Raw genomic sequence first — 17,612 nt, forward strand, 5'->3', positions numbered from 1 at the left:
TCGCTCGGTATAAATCAGGACTGACGCAGTTCGGCAATAGCCTCGGCCAAACAGGCCACTAAACGCGTTATTTCATCGACAGTGTTGTAGTGTGCAATCGACACGCGCACCACCCCGCCTTGTGGCGCCAGGCCCAGTTCGTTGATCAGGTGACGGGCATAGAAATCGCCAAAGCGAATGCCGATGCGCGCCTGATCAATGCGCCGCACGATAGCGTCGGACTGCACCCCTTCGACGACAAAGCTGATGGTCGGCACTCGGTCACCGTTGGTAACCCGTGGCTTGCCGATGATACGCACTCCCGGCGCCTCACGCAGATAAGCCAACAGCGTCTCGGCCAATAGGTTTTCCTGCACTTCAAAGGCATCAAATGCCGCTTGCATAAGCTCGCGCTCACTGCCTTCAGCGCCGATGCGCTGCCCGATATCAATCAGGTAATCGCTGATGCCGATGCACCCGTATGACAATTCATAGTTGAGGTTGCCCGGCTGCAATTTGTAAGGCAGTACTTCGGCTCCGATGAAGAAATGGTTAAGGCTCGGCAACTGTAAAAGCAGTTCTCGCTTGCCCCAGAGTACGGCGAAGTGCGGGCCGAAGACTTTGTAAAAGCTAAACACGTAGTAATCCGCGCCGCTGGCCTGCACGTCGACCAACCGATGCGGCGCATACGCTACTGCATCGACACACAGCTTGGCACCGACTGCATGCACACGACGCGCAACTTCAGCCACCGGGTTAACGCTGCCCAGGATATTCGACGCGTGGGTCATGGCCACATAGCGCGTTTTCTGGCTGAGCAACGCATCCAGGTCAGTCAGCTCCAGCTCAAGGCTTTGGCTATCCACATGCCACACGCGTAACACCGCACCGCGCTCTTCGCATAAGCGCTTCCACGGGCCGATATTCGCCTCATGGTCACTGTGGGTGACGATAATTTCATCGCCCGGCTGGATTGAGGGCGCAATTGCACGCGTCAGAATTTGCAGCAAATGAGTGGTCGAGCCACCCATAACGCACTCTTCCGGATGGTACGCATTGATCAGCTGCGCAACTGATTCACGCGCTTCTGTGACCTTGGCGCCAGCCTGCACTGAAGGCTCATACGAGGCGCCCAGTTGTACCGCATGGTTGAGCAAGTAGTGGCTGATGCGCTCAGCAACAGGCTTGAGTACCGCCGAGCCACCGGCGTTGTCGAGATAGGCATAGCCATCGGCCAGAGCGGGGAACTGGCTGCGAACGTAATTGATATCGAGCAAAGTCAAGTTAAGTCTCCCGGGAGGATCAGTGGTGCAGAATCGCCTGCAGAAAAGCCTGGGTTCTTGGCTCTTGCGGGGCAGTAAAAAATTCCTGCGGATTGTTCTGTTCGATGATTCGCCCGCTCTCCATAAAGATCACCCGATCGGCAACTTTGCGCGCGAAGCCCATCTCATGAGTGACCACGATCATGGTCACGCCAGAGCGTGCAAGGTTTTGCATGACGTCGAGCACTTCGCCGACCATTTCCGGGTCAAGGGCTGAAGTTGGTTCATCAAAGAGGATGACGCGTGGCTCCATGGCCATGGTTCGGGCAATGGCCACACGTTGTTGCTGGCCGCCAGACAGCTGACTCGGATACTTGTCCGCATGTGCCGCCATGCCCACTTTCTCCAGCAGCGCACGAGCGCGATCCTGCGCATCGCGTCGGGACATGCCACGCACCCGTATTGGCGCCAGCGCAACGTTGGCCAACACCGTGAGATGGGGGTAGAGGTTGAAGCCCTGAAACACCATGCCGACTTCGCAGCGAATGCCAGCAAGCTTCGGACCGTTTTCCACGCGTTGGTCAGCGACCCTGATGTCACCGTCCTGATACGCCTCCAACAGGTTGATGCACCGAATAAGCGTGGATTTACCCGAGCCTGACGGCCCGAGAATAACCACCACTTCGCCCTGTTCAACCGTCATGTTGATATCGCTCAACGCTTGGAACTGGCCGTAAAACTTGTTCATGTGTTCGATTTCGATGACGTTGCTCATGCGCTTTTACCTCCAGCAGCATTGCGCCGCTCCACCCAACCCACCAACTGCACCAGCGGCAATAACAGCAATAAGTACATCACCGCCGCGCCAACCAAAGGTGTCGGGTTTGCAGACAAGGCCTGGGCCTGTGTCGCCTGCTTGAGCAAGTCCGGCATGGCCACCACCGACGCCAGCGCGGTGTCTTTCATTACGTTAATGCAGTTGCTGGTCATCGGCGGCATGACGATGCGCATGGCCTGCGGCAGGATCACATCGCGCATGGTGTTGAAGAAACTCATGCCTTGCGACGCAGAAGCCTCAAACTGGCCACGTGGAATGGCTTCGATGCCGGAGCGAAAAATCTCCGCCGAATAGGCGCACGACACCAGCGACAATGCTGCCGCCGCAGCCGCGAAGGACGAAAGGCGAATGCCCACAAAGGGTAGTGCGTAGTAGATCAGCACCAGCAGCACCAACAGTGGAATCGAGCGCAGTACATCGATGTATGCGCGTGATAACCAGCGAATCGGGGCAAAGGCGTAGAGCCTTAACATGGCCAGCAACAAGCCGCCGACCAAGCCAAGAATGATGCTGACTACGCCCAGTAAAACGGTCACGCCAAGGCCGCGCAGCATCAGTGGCAGCGCATCTACGAATACGTCCCAGTTGAAGAATGTATGTAGCAGCTCCATAGAAAGCACCTTGATCGTGAGCGGTAAGTCGGATTACTTCGGTGCGTCAGTGACCTTTACGGTGCTCGAGTCTGCAGCTGCTTCAGCACCAAACCACTTCTTGTGCAGCTCAGCGATGACGCCTTCCTTCTTCATGGCGGTGATGATCTCGTTGACCTTGTCGCTTTCAGGCCAGTTTTTAGCGTGCATCAGCGAGTACTTTTCGCCCGTCGGAATACGCGCAACCACGGCGTATTGCGGCTTGTCTTTGATGTAATAAAGCACTGCAGGAATATCGCTGACGTAGCCATCCAAACGGCCAGAAGCCAAGTCAAGCATGGCGGGCGACAAGCCTTCGTAGCGCGAAACATCTTTGAACTTGTACTCAGCCTTATGCTCGCCTACCCACATATCACCGGTTGAGCCGGTATCGACGCCAACCACTTTGTCTGCCATGCCATCCAGGCCTTTGATACCTGATTTGGTCAGCACAGACAGCGACTGATCGCTGTCGTAGTAGGGTTGAGCGAAACCGACCGACTCAAGCCGCTTGGGGGTGATGGTGATCGATGAAATGGCAATATCCGCGCGCTTGGATTGCACGGCGCTGAACAGGCCATTGAAAGGGATGTTGACGAACTCGACGCTTTTACCGGCGCGCTTGGCGACTTCATTAACCACGTCAACTTCAAAGCCAACGATCTCGCCCTTGGCGTTCTGGAACTCCCACGGAACGTTGCCGACGTTGGCGCCAACCGTCCAATCGGCGGCTAGGGTCGATGCTGAAAACGCAGTGGCGATGGCCATGCCCAAGAGTACTTTCACGTTCATGTCTAGCTCCTCGATTCAAATCAATTCCGCAGGCCGCCTGCTAAGCTGAACAGGCGTTTCGAGATCGAGCATAGGCGCATGAATTAAATAATTCAACGATTTAGTTAATTGAATTAAATGCTCCAGAGGAGTGCAAATACGAACCTGTTTAGTGCACCGGGCCAGAGCCTGCACGGTCTGCTTTCAGCGATTTTATTGATGATTTTGCCTGCCGACACGCACTGCGGCGGGGCAGGAAAATCAACCGGATCGGCGACCGCTGTGGGTGATCAATCGTGCTCAGTGGGGGTTTCGCGCTGCAGCTCTTCAAGTAAAAGTTGCGCGGGATAAGACAATTGGCTGGCGTGGCGAACAATCACCCCGTAGGGCTCACGCCGGGATTGCAACTGCAGATTGAGGCGCTTGATCATGCCGAAGCCCTCGCTGAATTCAGCGACTTCACGGGGCATCAAAGCCACTGACATTGAATCTTGCTGCAACAGGCTGAGCATGGTGAAGGTCGAGGCAGTCTCCAGCGGGTAACGCGGAAACTCAAGCCCGGCCTGACTAAACTCGTGCTCGAGGATCAGGCGCATGGGCATATTGGCCGGGTAGATAACCCAACGACATTCGCTGAGTTGGTCCAGTTGCAGCGCCTCAGCCCCCAACAGCGGGTGGTCGGGGTGTGCAACCAGCACCAACTCTTCTTCGTAGACACTCAAGCAATCATAGGCATCGGGCCGGCGACTGACGCTGCTGCGGCAGATGGCGAGGTCCAAACGGCCTTGATCGAGCAGGCTCAGCAAACGCTCGCTCGTGTCCTCAACTATTTCCACCGACAACTCTGGCTGCTTGTCACGCAAGCGCGTCACCGCACGCATCAGTTGGGGCACAGCGCCCATAATCACCCCGACCGAAAGGCGCCCGCCATAGCCTTGCATGATGCCGATCATTTCCTCTCGCAGGTGCGCAAGATCGCTGTGAATAAGTCGCGCATAGCGAATCACACAACGGCCCAAATCATTCGCCTCCAGCCCCTGACTGGTACGGGTAAATAAACTGGCGCCAAAGGTCGTTTCAATTTCGTGCAGCGCCTTTGTGGCACCGGGCTGACTAATTGCCACCTGCTCGGCTGCACGATGCAGTGAGCCTTGTTCATCAAGGGCTATAAGCAAACGCAGTTGCTTGAGACGCAAGCGCGAAACAATTGAAGGTAGGGACGCGATCATGGGGATCACTAAAAGTTATCACTCAATCAGAAGCTTTCATTAGGCAGCATCGCCAAGGGTTTTTAAAGTAGTGGTTATTAATTACCGCTGTGCATGCGGCTATTACATCAACAGGAGCCACGGCAATGCGCTTGATTCAATTTGAAACCCAGCAAGGCCAACGCCAGGTCGGCGTGGTTAACGGCGAACGTATTGATGTTGTGAGAGGTACGCGTAGCACCCGTGAACTAGCGCTCACCGCCATTCGCAATCAGCGCAACCTGCAAGCGCAAGTAGAGGCTCAAGGTGTTGACGCAGGGCCGCTCTATCGCGAACTACTAGACGCTAAGCGCGTGCTGGCCCCGCTCGACCATGAAGACCCGGCACATTGCCTGATTAGCGGCACCGGCCTGACTCATCTGGGCAGCGCCTCGACCCGGGACAAGATGCACCAGCAGGCTGAAGAGGCTGAAACCAAACTGACCGACACCATGCAGATGTTTCGCTGGGGCATGCAAGGCGGTCGTCCTACGCCTGGCACACCGGGCGCGCAACCTGAATGGTTTTACAAAGGCGACGGCAGCATTGTGGTGCGTCCCGGAGCCAACTTTCCAGCACCTGACTTCGCTGAAGACTTTGGTGAGGAGCCCGAACTGACCGGACTCTACGTAATTGGCGATGATTGCCTGCCGTACCGAATCGGCTACGCACTTGGCAACGAATTTTCAGATCACGTCGTTGAGCGCAAGAACTACCTGTACTTGGCGCACTCAAAGTTACGCTACTGTTCATTCGGCCCAGAAGTACGCCTGGGCGAATTGCCCCGCCATCTAGCAGGCATGAGCCGTATTCACCGGGGTGACACCCTGTTGTGGGAGAAAGAGTTTCTATCCGGCGAAGAAAACATGTGCCACAGCCTGGAGAACCTTGAATACCATCACTTCAAGTATGCGCAGTTCCTGCGTCCGGGCGATGTCCATGTGCATTTCTTTGGCACCGCTACATTGTCATTCGCCGATGGCATCAAAGCGCAACCGGGTGATCAATTCGAAATTAGCCTGGACGCCTTTGGCGAGCCATTGCGCAACGGTATTGAAATCAAGCAAACGGACTTTATCGCCGGTACAGTCAAAGCGCTTTGATCCAATTTTCTTGGGGCATCAGGACGATGCGCTCTAATGCCGTGGAACTGGCAACTCGCCGCGGTTTCAAAAAAACAACGAACCGGGCCCTCATCATTCGCGGGCTTATGCCCACCGCCTCGACTCATTTCGGGGCCTCTGAACCTACCAGGTAAAGGAGTCGAACATGTCCGATATTCTCGGTCAAAATTACATCGCTGGCAGCCGTAGCGCTGCTGGTAACACCACTCTGCAGAGCTACGACGCCCAAAGCGGCGAAGCGCTGCCATTTAAGTTTCATCAAGCCACCGCGGACGAAGTCAATGCCGCCGCCGAAGCAGCAGCGACTGCATACCCGGCTTACCGCAGCCTGCCTGCGGCAAAGCGCGCTGAGTTCCTTGAGGCCTGTGCGAGTGAAATTGACGCATTGGGCGATGATTTCGTAGCACTGGTTTGCCGTGAGACCGCTTTACCAGCAGCGCGTATTCAAGGCGAGCGTGGCCGCACCAGCGGTCAGATGCGCCTGTTCGCCCAGGTTCTGCGCCGCGGAGATTTCTATGGTGCACGCATCGACCAAGCGCTGCCAGATCGCCAGCCAATGCCACGTGTGGACCTGCGCCAATACCGTATTGGCGTAGGCCCGGTTGCGGTGTTCGGCGCCAGCAACTTCCCACTGGCATTCTCCACTGCCGGCGGCGATACCGCAGCGGCATTGGCAGCGGGTTGCCCAGTCGTTTTCAAAGCACACAGCGGCCACATGGCCACAGCTGATTGTGTGGCTAGCGCAATCACCCGCGCTGCGCAGAAAACCGGCATGCCAGATGGCGTGTTCAACATGATCTACGGTTCTGGCGTTGGCGAGCTACTGGTCAAGCACCCCGCCATCCAAGCCGTCGGTTTCACCGGCTCGCTCAAAGGCGGCCGCGCGTTGTGCGACATGGCGGCCGCACGCCCGCAGCCGATCCCGGTATTTGCCGAGATGTCGAGCATCAACCCGGTACTGATGCTGCCTGAAGCCTTGAAAGTTCGCGGCGAGAAAATTGCAGGCGAACTCAGTGCTTCGGTGGTAATGGGTTGCGGTCAGTTCTGCACCAGCCCAGGCCTGGTAATCGGTATTCGCTCGCCGGAGTACAGTGCCTTCCTGAAAACCCTTGCCGAGCGCATGGGCGATCAGCCTGCACAGACCATGCTCAATGCCGGCACACTCAAGAGCTACGTCAGTGGCCTTGAACGCTTGCATGCTCACGCGGGCATCAGCCACTTGGCCGGTAGCGATCAAACCGGCAAGCAAGCTCAGCCACAGCTGTTCAAAGCCGATGTAAGCCTGCTGCTCGAAGGTGACGAACTACTGCAAGAGGAAGTGTTCGGCCCGGCCACTGTGGTGGTTGAGGTTGCAGATCGCGCGGAGCTGCTGCGTGCGTTACAAAGCCTGCACGGTCAACTCACCGCTACGCTGATCGCCGAAGATGCCGACTTGCAGAACGCAGCCGACCTGCTGGCGATCCTTGAGCACAAGGCCGGTCGCCTGCTGCTTAACGGTTACCCAACGGGTGTTGAAGTCTGTGATTCGATGGTCCATGGCGGCCCATATCCGGCAACGTCTGACTCGCGCGGCACCTCGGTAGGCACCTTGGCAATCGATCGCTTCTTGCGCCCGGTTTGCTATCAGAACTGCCCGGATGCCCTGTTGCCAAAAGCGCTGCAGAACGCCAACCCGCTGGGCATTCAGCGCCTGGTTGATGGCAAGCCAAGTACTAGTGCCTTGACTTAAGTCGTTAACGGCATACGCCTGACGCGATAGCGCTACATAAAATGCCCGGCCAATGTGCCGGGCATTTTTCTGCCAGAGAGGTCAGTAAACCCGACACACCTGTCATATGCCGGGCGGGCTGCTGATTAGTGCGAGTGGCGTGGCACGTCGGCACCGCGGCAGCCGACCAGAAAATCGAAGTCACAGCCTTCGTCAGCCTGCAGGACGTGTTCAACATACAGACGGCGATAACCACTATTCCAGATCAAGCCCTGTGGTGCTTGCCATGCCGCTAGACGTGCTTGCAGCTCTGCATCCGGGATATCCAGATGCAGACGACCGGCATCACAATCGAGCTCAATAAAGTCACCATTTTGCACCACTGCCAACGGCCCACCGGCTGCTGCTTCCGGGGCAACGTGCAGCACCACGGTGCCATAGGCTGTACCGCTCATGCGCGCATCGGAAATACGCACCATGTCGGTAATACCCTTGGCCAATACTTTAGGCGGCAAGCCCATATTGCCTACTTCAGCCATTCCCGGATAACCTTTGGGCCCGGCATTTTTCAGCACCAGTACACAGGTCTCGTCGACGTCTAAATCAGGATCATTGATCCGCGCTTTGTAATCGTCAAAATCTTCAAAAACCACAGCTCGGCCACGGTGCTGCATCAGCTCTGGCGAGGCCGCAGAAGGTTTTAAAACCGCGCCTTTAGGTGCCAAGTTACCACGCAATATACTGATACCGCCGTCGCGACGCAGGGGGTTATCAAGCTGACGAATCACTTCGTCGTCGCCATAAATCGGCGCATCGATACAGTTTTTCCACAAGCTGCTGCCATTGACCGTCAGCGCATCAGGATTAGGCAACAGGTTGTTCTCACCCAGACGACGGATCACCGCTGGCAAGCCCCCCGCGTAATAGAACTCCTCCATCAGGAAACGTCCAGAAGGCTGCAAGTCAACAATGGTCGGTGTGCCACGGCCCACGCGAGTCCAGTCATCCAACTCAAGCTCAACGCCCATGCGTCCGGCGATCGCTTTGAGGTGAATCACCGCATTGGTCGAACCACCGATGGCCGCATTGACCCGAATCGCATTTTCGAAGGCGTCGCGGGTAAGCACTTTCGACAAGCGCAGGTCTTCACGCACCATCTCGACAATGCGCATGCCCGACATGTGCGCCAACACATAACGACGCGCATCCACTGCCGGAATCGCCGCGTTGTGTGGCAACGATGTGCCCAGTGCTTCTGCCATGCAGGCCATGGTCGAGGCCGTGCCCATGGTGTTGCAGGTTCCTGCCGAGCGCGACATACCGGCTTCAGCAGCCATGAAGTCGTGAATCGAAATTTTGCCGGCTTTGACTTCTTCGCTGAGCTGCCAGACCACAGTGCCCGAGCCAATATCCTTGCCCTTATGCTTGCCATTGAGCATCGGCCCGCCGGTGACTACGATCGCCGGAACGTCGCAACTGGCAGCGCCCATCAGCAGCGCAGGCGTGGTCTTGTCGCACCCCGTGAGCAACACAACGGCATCAACCGGGTTGCCGCGAATCGACTCTTCAACGTCCATGCTCGCCAGGTTACGCGTCAGCATGGCGGTAGGCCTTAGGTTGGACTCACCGCTGGAGAACACCGGGAATTCAACAGGAAAGCCGCCCGCCTCCAATACGCCTTTTTTCACGTGTTCGGCGATCTTGCGAAAGTGCGCATTGCACGGCGTCAGTTCCGACCAAGTGTTGCAGATGCCAATAATTGGCTTGCCCTGAAACTCGTGATCAGGGATGCCTTGGTTCTTCATCCAACTGCGGTACATAAAACCGTTTTTGTCGGCTGTGCCGAACCATTGGGCCGAGCGAAGCGGGCGTTTCTCAGTCATGATTGCAACCTGTCAGGCAAGGGGAGGCTCGCCGGGAGCATCCCTGGGTAATCGGAAAAATTCGGTTTAGAGCAAGCCCGTAGAGAGCACGGGGAAGAACAACAGCAGGCTGAGGACGCACAGCTGAATGATGATGAAGGGCACCATCGATTTGAAAATGTCAGTCAGGGTGATGTCCGGAGGCGCCACACTTTTCAGGTAGAAGGCGGCGGGCCCAAAGGGCGGCGAGATGTACGAGACCTGCATGCTCACAGCGAAGAGAATCCCGAACCACACCGGGTTGTAGCCCAACTGCACCACAATCGGTACGAAGATTGGCAGGCACAGCATGGCAATGCCGATCCAGTCGAGGATCATCCCAAGCACCAGAAAGATCAGCATCATCACCATGATGATCACGATAGGGGCAACATCGAGCCCGGTGATCGCTGAAGACACAAAGCGATTGCCGCCCATCAGGTTATAGACACCCACCAAGCACGCCGCGCCAATCCCGATCCAGACGATCATGCCGCAGGTTTCCAGCGTCTGGGTCAGGCTGGCCTGAAGCATCTTCAGACTGAACTCACGGCGTAAAACAATCGCCAGCAGTACGCCCAGCGCGCCCATCGCCGCCGCCTCAGTAACCGAGGCGATACCCCCATAAATGCTGCCAAGCACCAAACCTGCGATCGCCACCGGGTAGAACATGCCTTTGATCGCTTCACTTACCGTTAGGCGTGGCAAGCCATCGGCATCTTGTTTGATATGTGCGCCACCCATTTGTGGATAACGCATGCACATCACCACCACATAAAGCATGTAGCAGCCCATCAGCAGAACGGCAGGAATCACGGCAGCTTTGAACAAATCGGCAATCGACACGCTGGCGATCAAACCGTAAATGATCAACACGATTGAGGGCGGCACCATGGTGCCCAGCGAACCACCGGCGCATACCACGCCAATTGCGATGCGCTTGTCGTAGCCCAGACGCAGCATCTGAGGCAGTGCCAATAAACCCAGCAGCACGATCTCGCCGCCAATGATGCCGGAGATAGCAGCCAGGAAGAACGCCACCACCAAGGTTTGCACCGCAACCCCACCAGGCATCCTGCCGGCAAAGAAACGCATTGAGTTGAATAAGTCCCGGGCCAGACCCGACCTGTCGAGCAACCCCGCCATAAACACAAACATGGGCACGGCGACGAGTGAATACTCGGTGATAAAACCATACATGCGGCTGGCAACCAGTGGTGTAGCCATCGGGCCAAACCAACCAAGGGTAAAACCTGCAGCAACCAGACCTGTAACAAACGCCAGCGGCAGCCCCATAACCAGCAGGCCAAAGATGGCAAAAATCATCAGATACGTAGCAATTTCAATACTCATGGCGCTGATCTCTTGTTATTGCTTGTTGCGCCATTGGCGACCAATACGCACCACCTGTTGCACCGCCATAATGGCAATCGCAATGAGGATGACGATCTTGGTAAAAGCAGGCAGCGGCGGGTTCCAGGAGGAACCTGAAGTTTCCAGACGCCATGCACCGGTGGGCGCGTGAGTGGCGTTAAATGCCAGCACCCAAGCGGCGTAGCCAATAGCCAGGCAAAACAGCACCCCCAGCAGCAAATTGAAGATTTCCAACCATTTGCGCTTACCCGGGGTTAACCGATCCAGCAGGATACGAATTTGGATATGCCGATTGGTTGCCAGCGCATAAGGCCCGCCCAAGGCGAAGATAGACGCCACCAGAAAGGTGGTAGTTTCATGCGCCCAGTCAGTGGGGGCATTAAAGGCGTAACGCATGATCACTTCATATACGCTGACCAACATCGCCAAGAAGACCAACCAGGCAATGGCTTGGCCGACACGTTGGATGAACCGGTCAAGAGGATTGCTGGGCACTGATTCGGGCTCAGCAAAAACGAGCGGATCGTCGCTCGAAGGCGGGTTCGCTTTCACAGGTAACTCCTGACTTGCAGACCGGCCTGTGCCGATAGGCACAGACCGTACAGGGATCAGAGCAGGTCTTTGCTCTGCAGATAGGCCTTGATTGAATCCACGGCTTCTTTGGCTTCAGGGCTGCTATTGCGCCAGGTGTCCCACTCAGTGCGGGCAATCTGACGGAATTTCTTCAGCTCTTCGGGGGACAACGTGGTCAAGGTCACATCGCCACGTTTGGTGGCCAGTTCAACCTGCTCTTGGTCTTTCTTGTGCAGGTCGCTGATCAGCGTCGCGGTGAATTGGTCAACTGAGTCCTCGAGGACTTTCTGTTGTTCCGAGCTCAAGCCATCCCAAATGGTTTTATTGATCGAGATGTCTTTCATCGGCATCGAGTGAAAGCCCGGGTGCACAGCGAACGGCGCGTACTTGTAGTAGCCCTGCTCATAGTTGGTGGAGAACACCGTGTAATCTGCGGCATCGATTACGCCCTTCTCCAGCGCAGTGTAGACCTCAGATGTGGGCAGGTTCACCGGCGCGGCACCCACCAGCTTGAAGATGTTTGAAACCATGCCTTCAGGAGCTCGCACCTTCATGCCTTTGAAGTCGGCCAGGGTGTTGATCCGTTTCTTGCTGATCAAGGCTTCTACACCAACCGCGCCCGCACGGATCAGGTGCACGTTGTAGGGCTCAACCAATTTGTTGTAACCCGCTTCGCCACCGCCGTTACGCATGTAATCAAGAAAGCTCGAGGTGTCGCTCCAGGCGCCGACCATATTGCCGTACACAGCAAAGGCTGGGTTCTTGCCTGAGAAGTAACCGGGGTCGGTGATCTGGCCTTGAATGATACCGGCGCCTACAGCATCCAATGTCTCGTTGTTGCCGACGATGGTGCCGGTGGGCATCACTTCAATGACGATCTCACCCTTGGTTTTCTCAGCCACATCTTTTGCCCAGTTCTGAGCAATGCGGTACTCATCATCGCCAGCGTTGACGTTGATCTGAAACTTCCATTCTTCTTTGGCAAAAGCAGCAGAGGAACTCATGAGCACTGCCATTGCAACGGCGCTCAGTGTCAGGCGTTGGGAATAATTACGGGATTGCATGGTGCCTCTCCATTTATTTTTATCAGGCATTTTGATGGCAGCACCGTCTAGGGCGCTGCTTGTACGCAGGTGTACCAAGTCAAAAAGCAGGATGGCACACGCGTTCCAAGGCCAGAGAGTAGACAGATCACGGATAATCAACAAATATGTAATTTGACCCATTGCATATACAAATGGATATACCTCGACCCAATGAAACCGCTCAATAACAATTGGTTCGTCCGTGCCCGCCTTAAAAGCCGCCACATTCCGGTCCTGGTCGCCCTCGGTGAAACCTGCAACCTGAACCGAGCAGCGGAAGGGCTGGGTATTTCTCAGCCGGCCATCTCCAAACTGGTCAAAGAATTGGAAGACGGACTCGAAGTGCCGCTGTTCGATCGCCACGCTCGTGGCGTAACGCCGACGCTATACGGCGAAGCTGTGATCCGTTATGCGCGGCGGGTGCAAACCAGTCTCGACAGCGCTTTTGATGAAGTCACCGCTTTGCGCGCCGGTCACCACGGCCATGTCCGCATCGGCACTATTCTCACCCCTTGCGCCGACCTGTTGCCGGAGTTGATCCGCCAGGTCAAACAGCTGCACCCCAATCTCGAACTGAGCATCCGCACAGGTTCAAGCCGCGATTTGATGACGATTTTGAATGACGGTGAGTTAGATTTTCTGGTGGCCCGCTTCTTTGCCGACGTTGGTCTCAGTGGCATGCACTTCGAAGCGCTGCACAAGGAGCCGCTGTGCGTTTGTGCGCGTGCCGGATTAATCGACCAGCAACTGTCTCGCGAACAGTTGCATAAAGCCGACTGGGTGCTGCCACCCTCCGGCAGCGTCCTGCGCTATGAGTTTGATGCCCTGTTTCAACAAAAAGGCATGCTCCCGCCGAGCAAGGTGGTTAACGCCGAAAATCTGCTAATGGTCACCACCCTGCTTGAGCACAACGACATGCTCACCGTGCTGCCGCGCGAAGTGGTCGCCCATTACGCACGCTATAACATGCTCGCTGTGGTCAAGGTGGCACCGGGAATCGAAGACGACCTCAACCGCAGCTTGATGACCTATGGAATCATTACTAAGCATGAGGATTTACTTTCGCCATCGGCCAGAAGCGTGCTGGCCCAGCTAAGAAGAATTGCTCAGAGGTTGGAGACGGCGGCCAGCCCCTGACATGACCTATCTCCGTTACTGGCGAGCCATAACGCTTTAGTCATTCATATCAGGCCGCCGCGAATCAGCAATGGCTGGATTATCGTCGTGCAGTTGCGCGGTGATGATTTTCTGATCGTTGCTGTACATATCGGGGAAGTAGTGGACGACGCCATCGGCTCCTACTTCAACTGTCCAGTACGCCATTACTAGATTGAGTTGCTGGTCGAGGCGGTACTGGCTGGTCTTTCCTGAGTCAAGTCGGGCCTGGACAGTGCGCAGCTCGTCCTCACTGAGTATCTTAGTCAGCAATGTCTCGATGGACTCGACCCGCACGCATCCGGAACTAAACACCCGCGGCGAACGATCAAATAGACGCTGGCTTGGCGTGTCATGCAGGTAGACCGAGTAGGGGTTATCAAAGCGCAGGACCACACGGCCCAGCGGGTTATTCACCCCCGCTTCCTGACGCAGCATGATTGCACCGGGTGACGCCCAGTTGATTGTATGGGGATCAAGACGCTGACCTTGGTAGTTGTAGACATTCATCTGGTGTTTATCCAGATAGCCAATGTCACTGCGGATCGCGGGAATTTTATCCTCGCGCAGAATAGTCGGCGGTACCGTCCATGTCGGATTCAAGGTCACGCGATTAATGCGCGAAACCAACAACGGTGTTTTGCGCTCAGCACGACCAACTTGAGTACGCCTGCGCCAGACTTCGGCGCCTTTGTCCATGAGCAAAACCTCTGCCCCTGCGACGTTTACCGCAACCTGAGCCTGGCTCAGATCATCCGCCAGCCAGCGTAAGCGCTCCAGATTCACGCGCAATTGTTCGCGGCGAACCAGTGGCGAAACATTCAATTCTGTTAAGGTCGCTGCGCCAAGCACGCCATCATCGTTAATACCGTGGCGCGACTGAAATACTTTAAGCGCGGCTACCGTACCGTCATCCAACCGGTTACCGGATGGAATACTGCCTGAGCCAGTTATGGTGTTATAGCCTTCGGCATTCAGTCGGGTGCGCAAGGCTGGCACCCGAGGATCAGATTGACCTGGATGAAGGGTTGGCCCTTCGTCAATCGCTTGCCAGGTAGACAGTGGTCTTTGGCGCAGCGCTGCATAAGCTGCACGTAACTGCAGGTACTGCATAAGGCTTGGCCGCGCAGCTTTAAAAGCCACCTCGGGCTCGGCTGTATTGGCCATTGCAAGCGGCATGATGGTGGCGTCCGCTTGCGGTCGCTTCGGCATATCAGGCGATCGCCAAATACTTTCCAGTTTTTGTTGTGAGAATCGGCCGTAGTGCAAATCATGCAAAGCTTGAAGGTAGCTGCGTGTAGTCTGAATATCGATACAAGCGCGCAGCTTCGGGCTGGCATCGAGGGGCATGCTCGCTAGTGGGTAATCAGTAGGCGACAATCCATCATCGGCTAATTGATTGATCTGCTCCAGCAGCATCACCCGTGCGGCCTCATTGGGCCAAGCGAGCTCACCTGCAAGCGGTTGGTAAAAGGTATGCAGTTGCGATCTTGATAAATCGTCTAGGCTTGTCGGCAGCGGAGCACAGCTTGTGGATAGGGTATCAATGAGCACGCTCATGCTATCTGCCGGGTTCGAGTCCAGTGGCGGCAACGTCACTGCATGACCGACAAATGGCGCCAGAAATAGCGCAAAGACACTGTAAACTGCTCGTTTTTTGATCAAGATACTGCTCCATCCTTAGCTATACAGATCCGCCACCTCTTATGTGGCCGAACAATAAGTATAAGCGAGTCATCGCAAGGTCGACGCCAGGATGCATAGAAGTAACTGTTCTAGAGGGGAAGTGTGTATGTCTGTATGGGTTCGTCGGCTCTGCGTTGCGGGGCTACTGTCTTTCTGTGGTCCTATTTTAGCGGCCTCTACTCAACCAGTTAAAAACCCGCTGGTTGCTCAGCTCTCTAAAGTCGCACCGGGCATTGATCAAGAAGCCCTACGCCACGCTGTTGCTGCCATGCAGTGTGCGGTTAATAACGGGGCCGCCAGCGCAAATAGCCTGGCCGTCATCGATTACTCTCAGCCCTCGTCGGCTAAACGCCTGTGGATATTTGACCTCAAGCAGCACAAATTGATTTTGCGTGACTACGTAGCCCATGGCCGTATGTCAGGTGAAAACATAGCCAGTCAGTTTTCCAATCGATTGGGTAGTTTTCAAAGCAGCCTAGGACTGTTTCGCACCGCTGAAAGCTATAGCGGTAAACACGGCCTTTCTTTGCGCATGGATGGCCTCGAGCCGGGGTTAAACGACTTAGCCCGCGAGCGGGCCATTGTTATTCATGGTGCGAGCTACGTTGACCCTAGCTTGATCCGTAGCCAAGGCCGTATTGGCCGTAGCTTAGGTTGCCCGGCAGTTCGCCCCCAAGTGGCGCGGATGGTGGTCAACAAATTGAGTGGCGGGCAGTTCCTGTTCGCATGGCACCCCAAAGCCCGCTGGACTCAACAGTCCGCCTACTTCAACTGCAAGCCGCGTCAGGTTGCCAGTATTATCAGCAGTTTGGGGCCGCGTATCTGACACCCTCTGCATAAGCGTTAAATCACAAAAGGCAGACCCATCAGCATGGGCCTGCCTTTTTTGCTTTAAGCACGACCCTTTCAACCGGGCCTTGACTGCCTGTAGTCTCTGCACTCGCATAAAGGCAGGCATGCTGCCTCGCGCCTCCTAATAGTCTGTGTTTTGCCCTGCCTGAAACGACGGTGGAATCGTGTACCCTCTGGAAAAAGGTCTAGAAATGCTTTGTTCGATGATAGTGAATGGTCAGCCATTGCCGGCAGAACAATCCCATGTCGTTGTCCCTTGGTGGAGCTTTACCAAACCGGTGCTGGCTGCAGCAGCGCTGACACTTGTTCGCGACGGCTTGGTCCAGCTTGACGAGCCACTAGAGGATGCTCAGTTCACCCTTCGCCAACTACTCAAACATCAGGCCGGGCTTGCCGACTACTCAGAGCTCAAGGCGTATCACGCAGCGGTTACGGACGGCCAGACACCCTGGCCAGCTGACGAAATGATGCAACGTCTCGACGCCTCGCGATTGCGCTACACACCCGGGGCGGGCTGGCGATACTCCAATGTGGGTTACATGCTGGTTGCCAGGCTGATTGAGCGCGTTACAGGGTTGTGCATCGATGATGCATTGACCCAGCGGGTATTTATACCCCTTGATGTGACCGGTGTTCAGTTTGCCAATAAGCCTGAAGACCTTGCCGATGTCTATCCACCCGCCATCGCATCGTACAACCCTGGCTGGGTCTACCATGGCTTGTTGGTCGGTCCACTTTCACAAGCAACTCGTCTACTGAATCGACTTTTGACTGAAGGCTTGCTCCCTGACTCATTACTACAGGAGATGCAGGAATCGTTTGCCCTTGGTGGGCCTATATCAGGCAGGCCTTGGGCCGCGCCTGGCTACGGCTTGGGTTTGATGATTGGCAAAACCAACAGTGGGCATCTTCTTGTTGGACATACAGGTGTTGGGCCAGGTGGGGTCATCGCGGTTTACTACTGCTCAAACGGCAGTAATCAGGCGACTTGTTCGGTTTTTGCCAAGGGCAATGATGAGGGGCAAGTTGAAACCCAGGCTCTGGATCGGCTAATAGCGGCTGTCGGCCCCTGCCAGTGAGCCTATAAACAGTGGCAGGCTAAAGCGTCCGCACATACTGCGAGCACTCCACACCTCGGTGGCCAAGCTGCGCGTTGCTCCCCTACGTCACCAGGGCTAAACGCGGTCTCTGGTAGGGTAATCGACGCTCTTTTCGGCCACCATCAGCCCCCACCACTATCTGCGAACGCTCAACACCTTGGCGGTCTAAACTTTTCTTTGGCGCAAAGTAAAACCCCAGACCATTTTCATGATCTGGGGTTTTGGTATAGGCGCTTGACGATGACCTACTCTCACATGGGGAAACCCCACACTACCATCGGCGATGCATCGTTTCACTACTGAGTTCGGGATGGGATCAGGTGGTTCC

The 17,612-nt window shown here is 55.8% G+C and carries 15 protein-coding genes and 1 rRNA gene; 5 read left to right on the top strand and 11 right to left on the bottom strand.

Annotation, left to right across the window (positions count from 1 at the left end; translation table 11 throughout):
• Positions 1-14: 14 nt before the first annotated feature.
• The 5 genes from AACY09_RS17970 to AACY09_RS17990 all read right to left on the bottom strand — a co-directional run bounded on the left by AACY09_RS17970 (position 15) and on the right by AACY09_RS17990 (position 4,708).
• Positions 15-1,262 (bottom strand): cysteine desulfurase-like protein, encoded by a 1,248-nt coding sequence (locus AACY09_RS17970; protein ID WP_339489948.1) that lies wholly within the window; start codon positions 1,260-1,262, stop codon positions 15-17.
• Between the two features lie 19 nt (positions 1,263-1,281).
• Entirely contained in the window at positions 1,282-2,016 is a 735-nt protein-coding gene (locus AACY09_RS17975; protein WP_339489949.1) for an amino acid ABC transporter ATP-binding protein, read from the bottom strand.
• Entirely contained in the window at positions 2,013-2,690 is a 678-nt protein-coding gene (locus tag AACY09_RS17980; RefSeq protein WP_339489950.1) for an amino acid ABC transporter permease, read from the bottom strand. The genes AACY09_RS17975 and AACY09_RS17980 overlap by 4 nt, the downstream gene beginning before the upstream one ends.
• A 33-nt stretch (positions 2,691-2,723) precedes the next feature.
• Entirely contained in the window at positions 2,724-3,500 is a 777-nt protein-coding gene (locus AACY09_RS17985) for a transporter substrate-binding domain-containing protein (RefSeq protein ID WP_339489951.1), read from the bottom strand.
• Between the two features lie 269 nt (positions 3,501-3,769).
• The gene (locus tag AACY09_RS17990) at positions 3,770-4,708 is read right to left on the bottom strand and encodes a LysR family transcriptional regulator (RefSeq protein WP_339489953.1); all 939 of its coding nucleotides are present in this window, start codon (positions 4,706-4,708) and stop codon (positions 3,770-3,772) included.
• A gap of 125 nt (positions 4,709-4,833) precedes the next feature.
• Between AACY09_RS17990 and araD1 the strand changes: the two genes are divergently transcribed.
• Together araD1 and AACY09_RS18000 are read left to right on the top strand one after the other, a co-directional pair.
• Positions 4,834-5,829 carry an AraD1 family protein gene (araD1, locus tag AACY09_RS17995; protein WP_339489954.1) on the top strand — a complete coding sequence of 332 codons (996 nt, stop codon included), beginning with the start codon at positions 4,834-4,836 and terminating at the stop codon, positions 5,827-5,829.
• A gap of 166 nt (positions 5,830-5,995) precedes the next feature.
• Positions 5,996-7,579, top strand: a complete 1,584-nt coding sequence (locus tag AACY09_RS18000) for an aldehyde dehydrogenase (NADP(+)) (protein ID WP_339489955.1) — start codon at positions 5,996-5,998, stop codon at positions 7,577-7,579.
• A 125-nt stretch (positions 7,580-7,704) separates the two neighbouring features.
• Here the strand turns inward: AACY09_RS18000 and AACY09_RS18005 are convergent, their stop codons facing one another.
• From AACY09_RS18005 to AACY09_RS18020, 4 genes are all read right to left on the bottom strand, one after another.
• Positions 7,705-9,441, bottom strand: coding sequence for an IlvD/Edd family dehydratase (locus tag AACY09_RS18005; protein ID WP_339489957.1), 1,737 nt, complete (start codon positions 9,439-9,441; stop codon positions 7,705-7,707).
• A gap of 66 nt (positions 9,442-9,507) precedes the next feature.
• On the bottom strand, positions 9,508-10,812 hold the full coding sequence (locus AACY09_RS18010; RefSeq protein WP_339489958.1) for a TRAP transporter large permease: 1,305 nt from the start codon (positions 10,810-10,812) through the stop codon (positions 9,508-9,510).
• Between the two features lie 15 nt (positions 10,813-10,827).
• Positions 10,828-11,385 (bottom strand): TRAP transporter small permease subunit, encoded by a 558-nt coding sequence (locus AACY09_RS18015; protein WP_339489959.1) that lies wholly within the window; start codon positions 11,383-11,385, stop codon positions 10,828-10,830.
• Positions 11,386-11,441: 56 nt separating this feature from the next.
• Entirely contained in the window at positions 11,442-12,470 is a 1,029-nt protein-coding gene (locus AACY09_RS18020; RefSeq protein ID WP_339489960.1) for a TRAP transporter substrate-binding protein, read from the bottom strand.
• A gap of 192 nt (positions 12,471-12,662) precedes the next feature.
• Here AACY09_RS18020 and AACY09_RS18025 point away from each other — a divergent pair, with 192 nt between their 5' ends.
• A complete protein-coding gene (locus AACY09_RS18025; protein WP_339489961.1) occupies positions 12,663-13,628 on the top strand; it encodes a LysR family transcriptional regulator in 966 nt (321 codons plus the stop codon).
• A gap of 36 nt (positions 13,629-13,664) precedes the next feature.
• On the opposite strand, the gene AACY09_RS18030 is transcribed toward AACY09_RS18025, so the two are convergent.
• Positions 13,665-15,311, bottom strand: coding sequence for a L,D-transpeptidase family protein (locus AACY09_RS18030; RefSeq protein WP_339489962.1), 1,647 nt, complete (start codon positions 15,309-15,311; stop codon positions 13,665-13,667).
• A 127-nt stretch (positions 15,312-15,438) separates the two neighbouring features.
• On the opposite strand from AACY09_RS18030, the gene AACY09_RS18035 reads away from it, so the two are divergent.
• Both AACY09_RS18035 and AACY09_RS18040 read left to right on the top strand, forming a co-directional pair.
• Positions 15,439-16,158: a murein L,D-transpeptidase catalytic domain family protein gene (locus tag AACY09_RS18035; RefSeq protein ID WP_339489964.1), complete on the top strand. Its 720-nt coding sequence runs from the start codon at positions 15,439-15,441 to the stop codon at positions 16,156-16,158.
• Between the two features lie 217 nt (positions 16,159-16,375).
• Positions 16,376-17,263 (top strand): serine hydrolase domain-containing protein, encoded by an 888-nt coding sequence (locus AACY09_RS18040; protein ID WP_339489984.1) that lies wholly within the window; start codon positions 16,376-16,378, stop codon positions 17,261-17,263.
• A 253-nt stretch (positions 17,264-17,516) separates the two neighbouring features.
• Here the strand turns inward: AACY09_RS18040 and rrf are convergent.
• Positions 17,517-17,612: ribosomal RNA gene (gene rrf, locus AACY09_RS18045) — 5S ribosomal RNA — on the bottom strand; the annotation flags it as partial.

This window comes from Pseudomonas sp. EL_65y_Pfl2_R95, from assembly GCF_963971045.1.
In the GTDB taxonomy this organism is placed as follows: domain Bacteria; phylum Pseudomonadota; class Gammaproteobacteria; order Pseudomonadales; family Pseudomonadaceae; genus Aquipseudomonas.

Excerpts from the sequence above, each read along its gene's own strand:
- AACY09_RS18025 (WP_339489961.1), top strand. The coding sequence starts at position 12,663 with ATGAAACCGCTCAATAACAATTGGTTCGTCCGTGCCCGCCTTAAAAGC.
- AACY09_RS18000 (WP_339489955.1), top strand. The coding sequence starts at position 5,996 with ATGTCCGATATTCTCGGTCAAAATTACATCGCTGGCAGCCGTAGCGCT.
- AACY09_RS17975 (WP_339489949.1), bottom strand. The coding sequence starts at position 2,016 with ATGAGCAACGTCATCGAAATCGAACACATGAACAAGTTTTACGGCCAG.
- AACY09_RS18005 (WP_339489957.1), bottom strand. The coding sequence starts at position 9,441 with ATGACTGAGAAACGCCCGCTTCGCTCGGCCCAATGGTTCGGCACAGCC.
- AACY09_RS18010 (WP_339489958.1), bottom strand. The coding sequence starts at position 10,812 with ATGAGTATTGAAATTGCTACGTATCTGATGATTTTTGCCATCTTTGGC.
- AACY09_RS18035 (WP_339489964.1), top strand. The coding sequence starts at position 15,439 with ATGTCTGTATGGGTTCGTCGGCTCTGCGTTGCGGGGCTACTGTCTTTC.
- AACY09_RS18020 (WP_339489960.1), bottom strand. The coding sequence starts at position 12,470 with ATGCAATCCCGTAATTATTCCCAACGCCTGACACTGAGCGCCGTTGCA.
- AACY09_RS17980 (WP_339489950.1), bottom strand. The coding sequence starts at position 2,690 with ATGGAGCTGCTACATACATTCTTCAACTGGGACGTATTCGTAGATGCG.
- AACY09_RS18040 (WP_339489984.1), top strand. The coding sequence starts at position 16,376 with ATGCTTTGTTCGATGATAGTGAATGGTCAGCCATTGCCGGCAGAACAA.
- araD1 (WP_339489954.1), top strand. The coding sequence starts at position 4,834 with ATGCGCTTGATTCAATTTGAAACCCAGCAAGGCCAACGCCAGGTCGGC.
- AACY09_RS17985 (WP_339489951.1), bottom strand. The coding sequence starts at position 3,500 with ATGAACGTGAAAGTACTCTTGGGCATGGCCATCGCCACTGCGTTTTCA.
- AACY09_RS17990 (WP_339489953.1), bottom strand. The coding sequence starts at position 4,708 with ATGATCGCGTCCCTACCTTCAATTGTTTCGCGCTTGCGTCTCAAGCAA.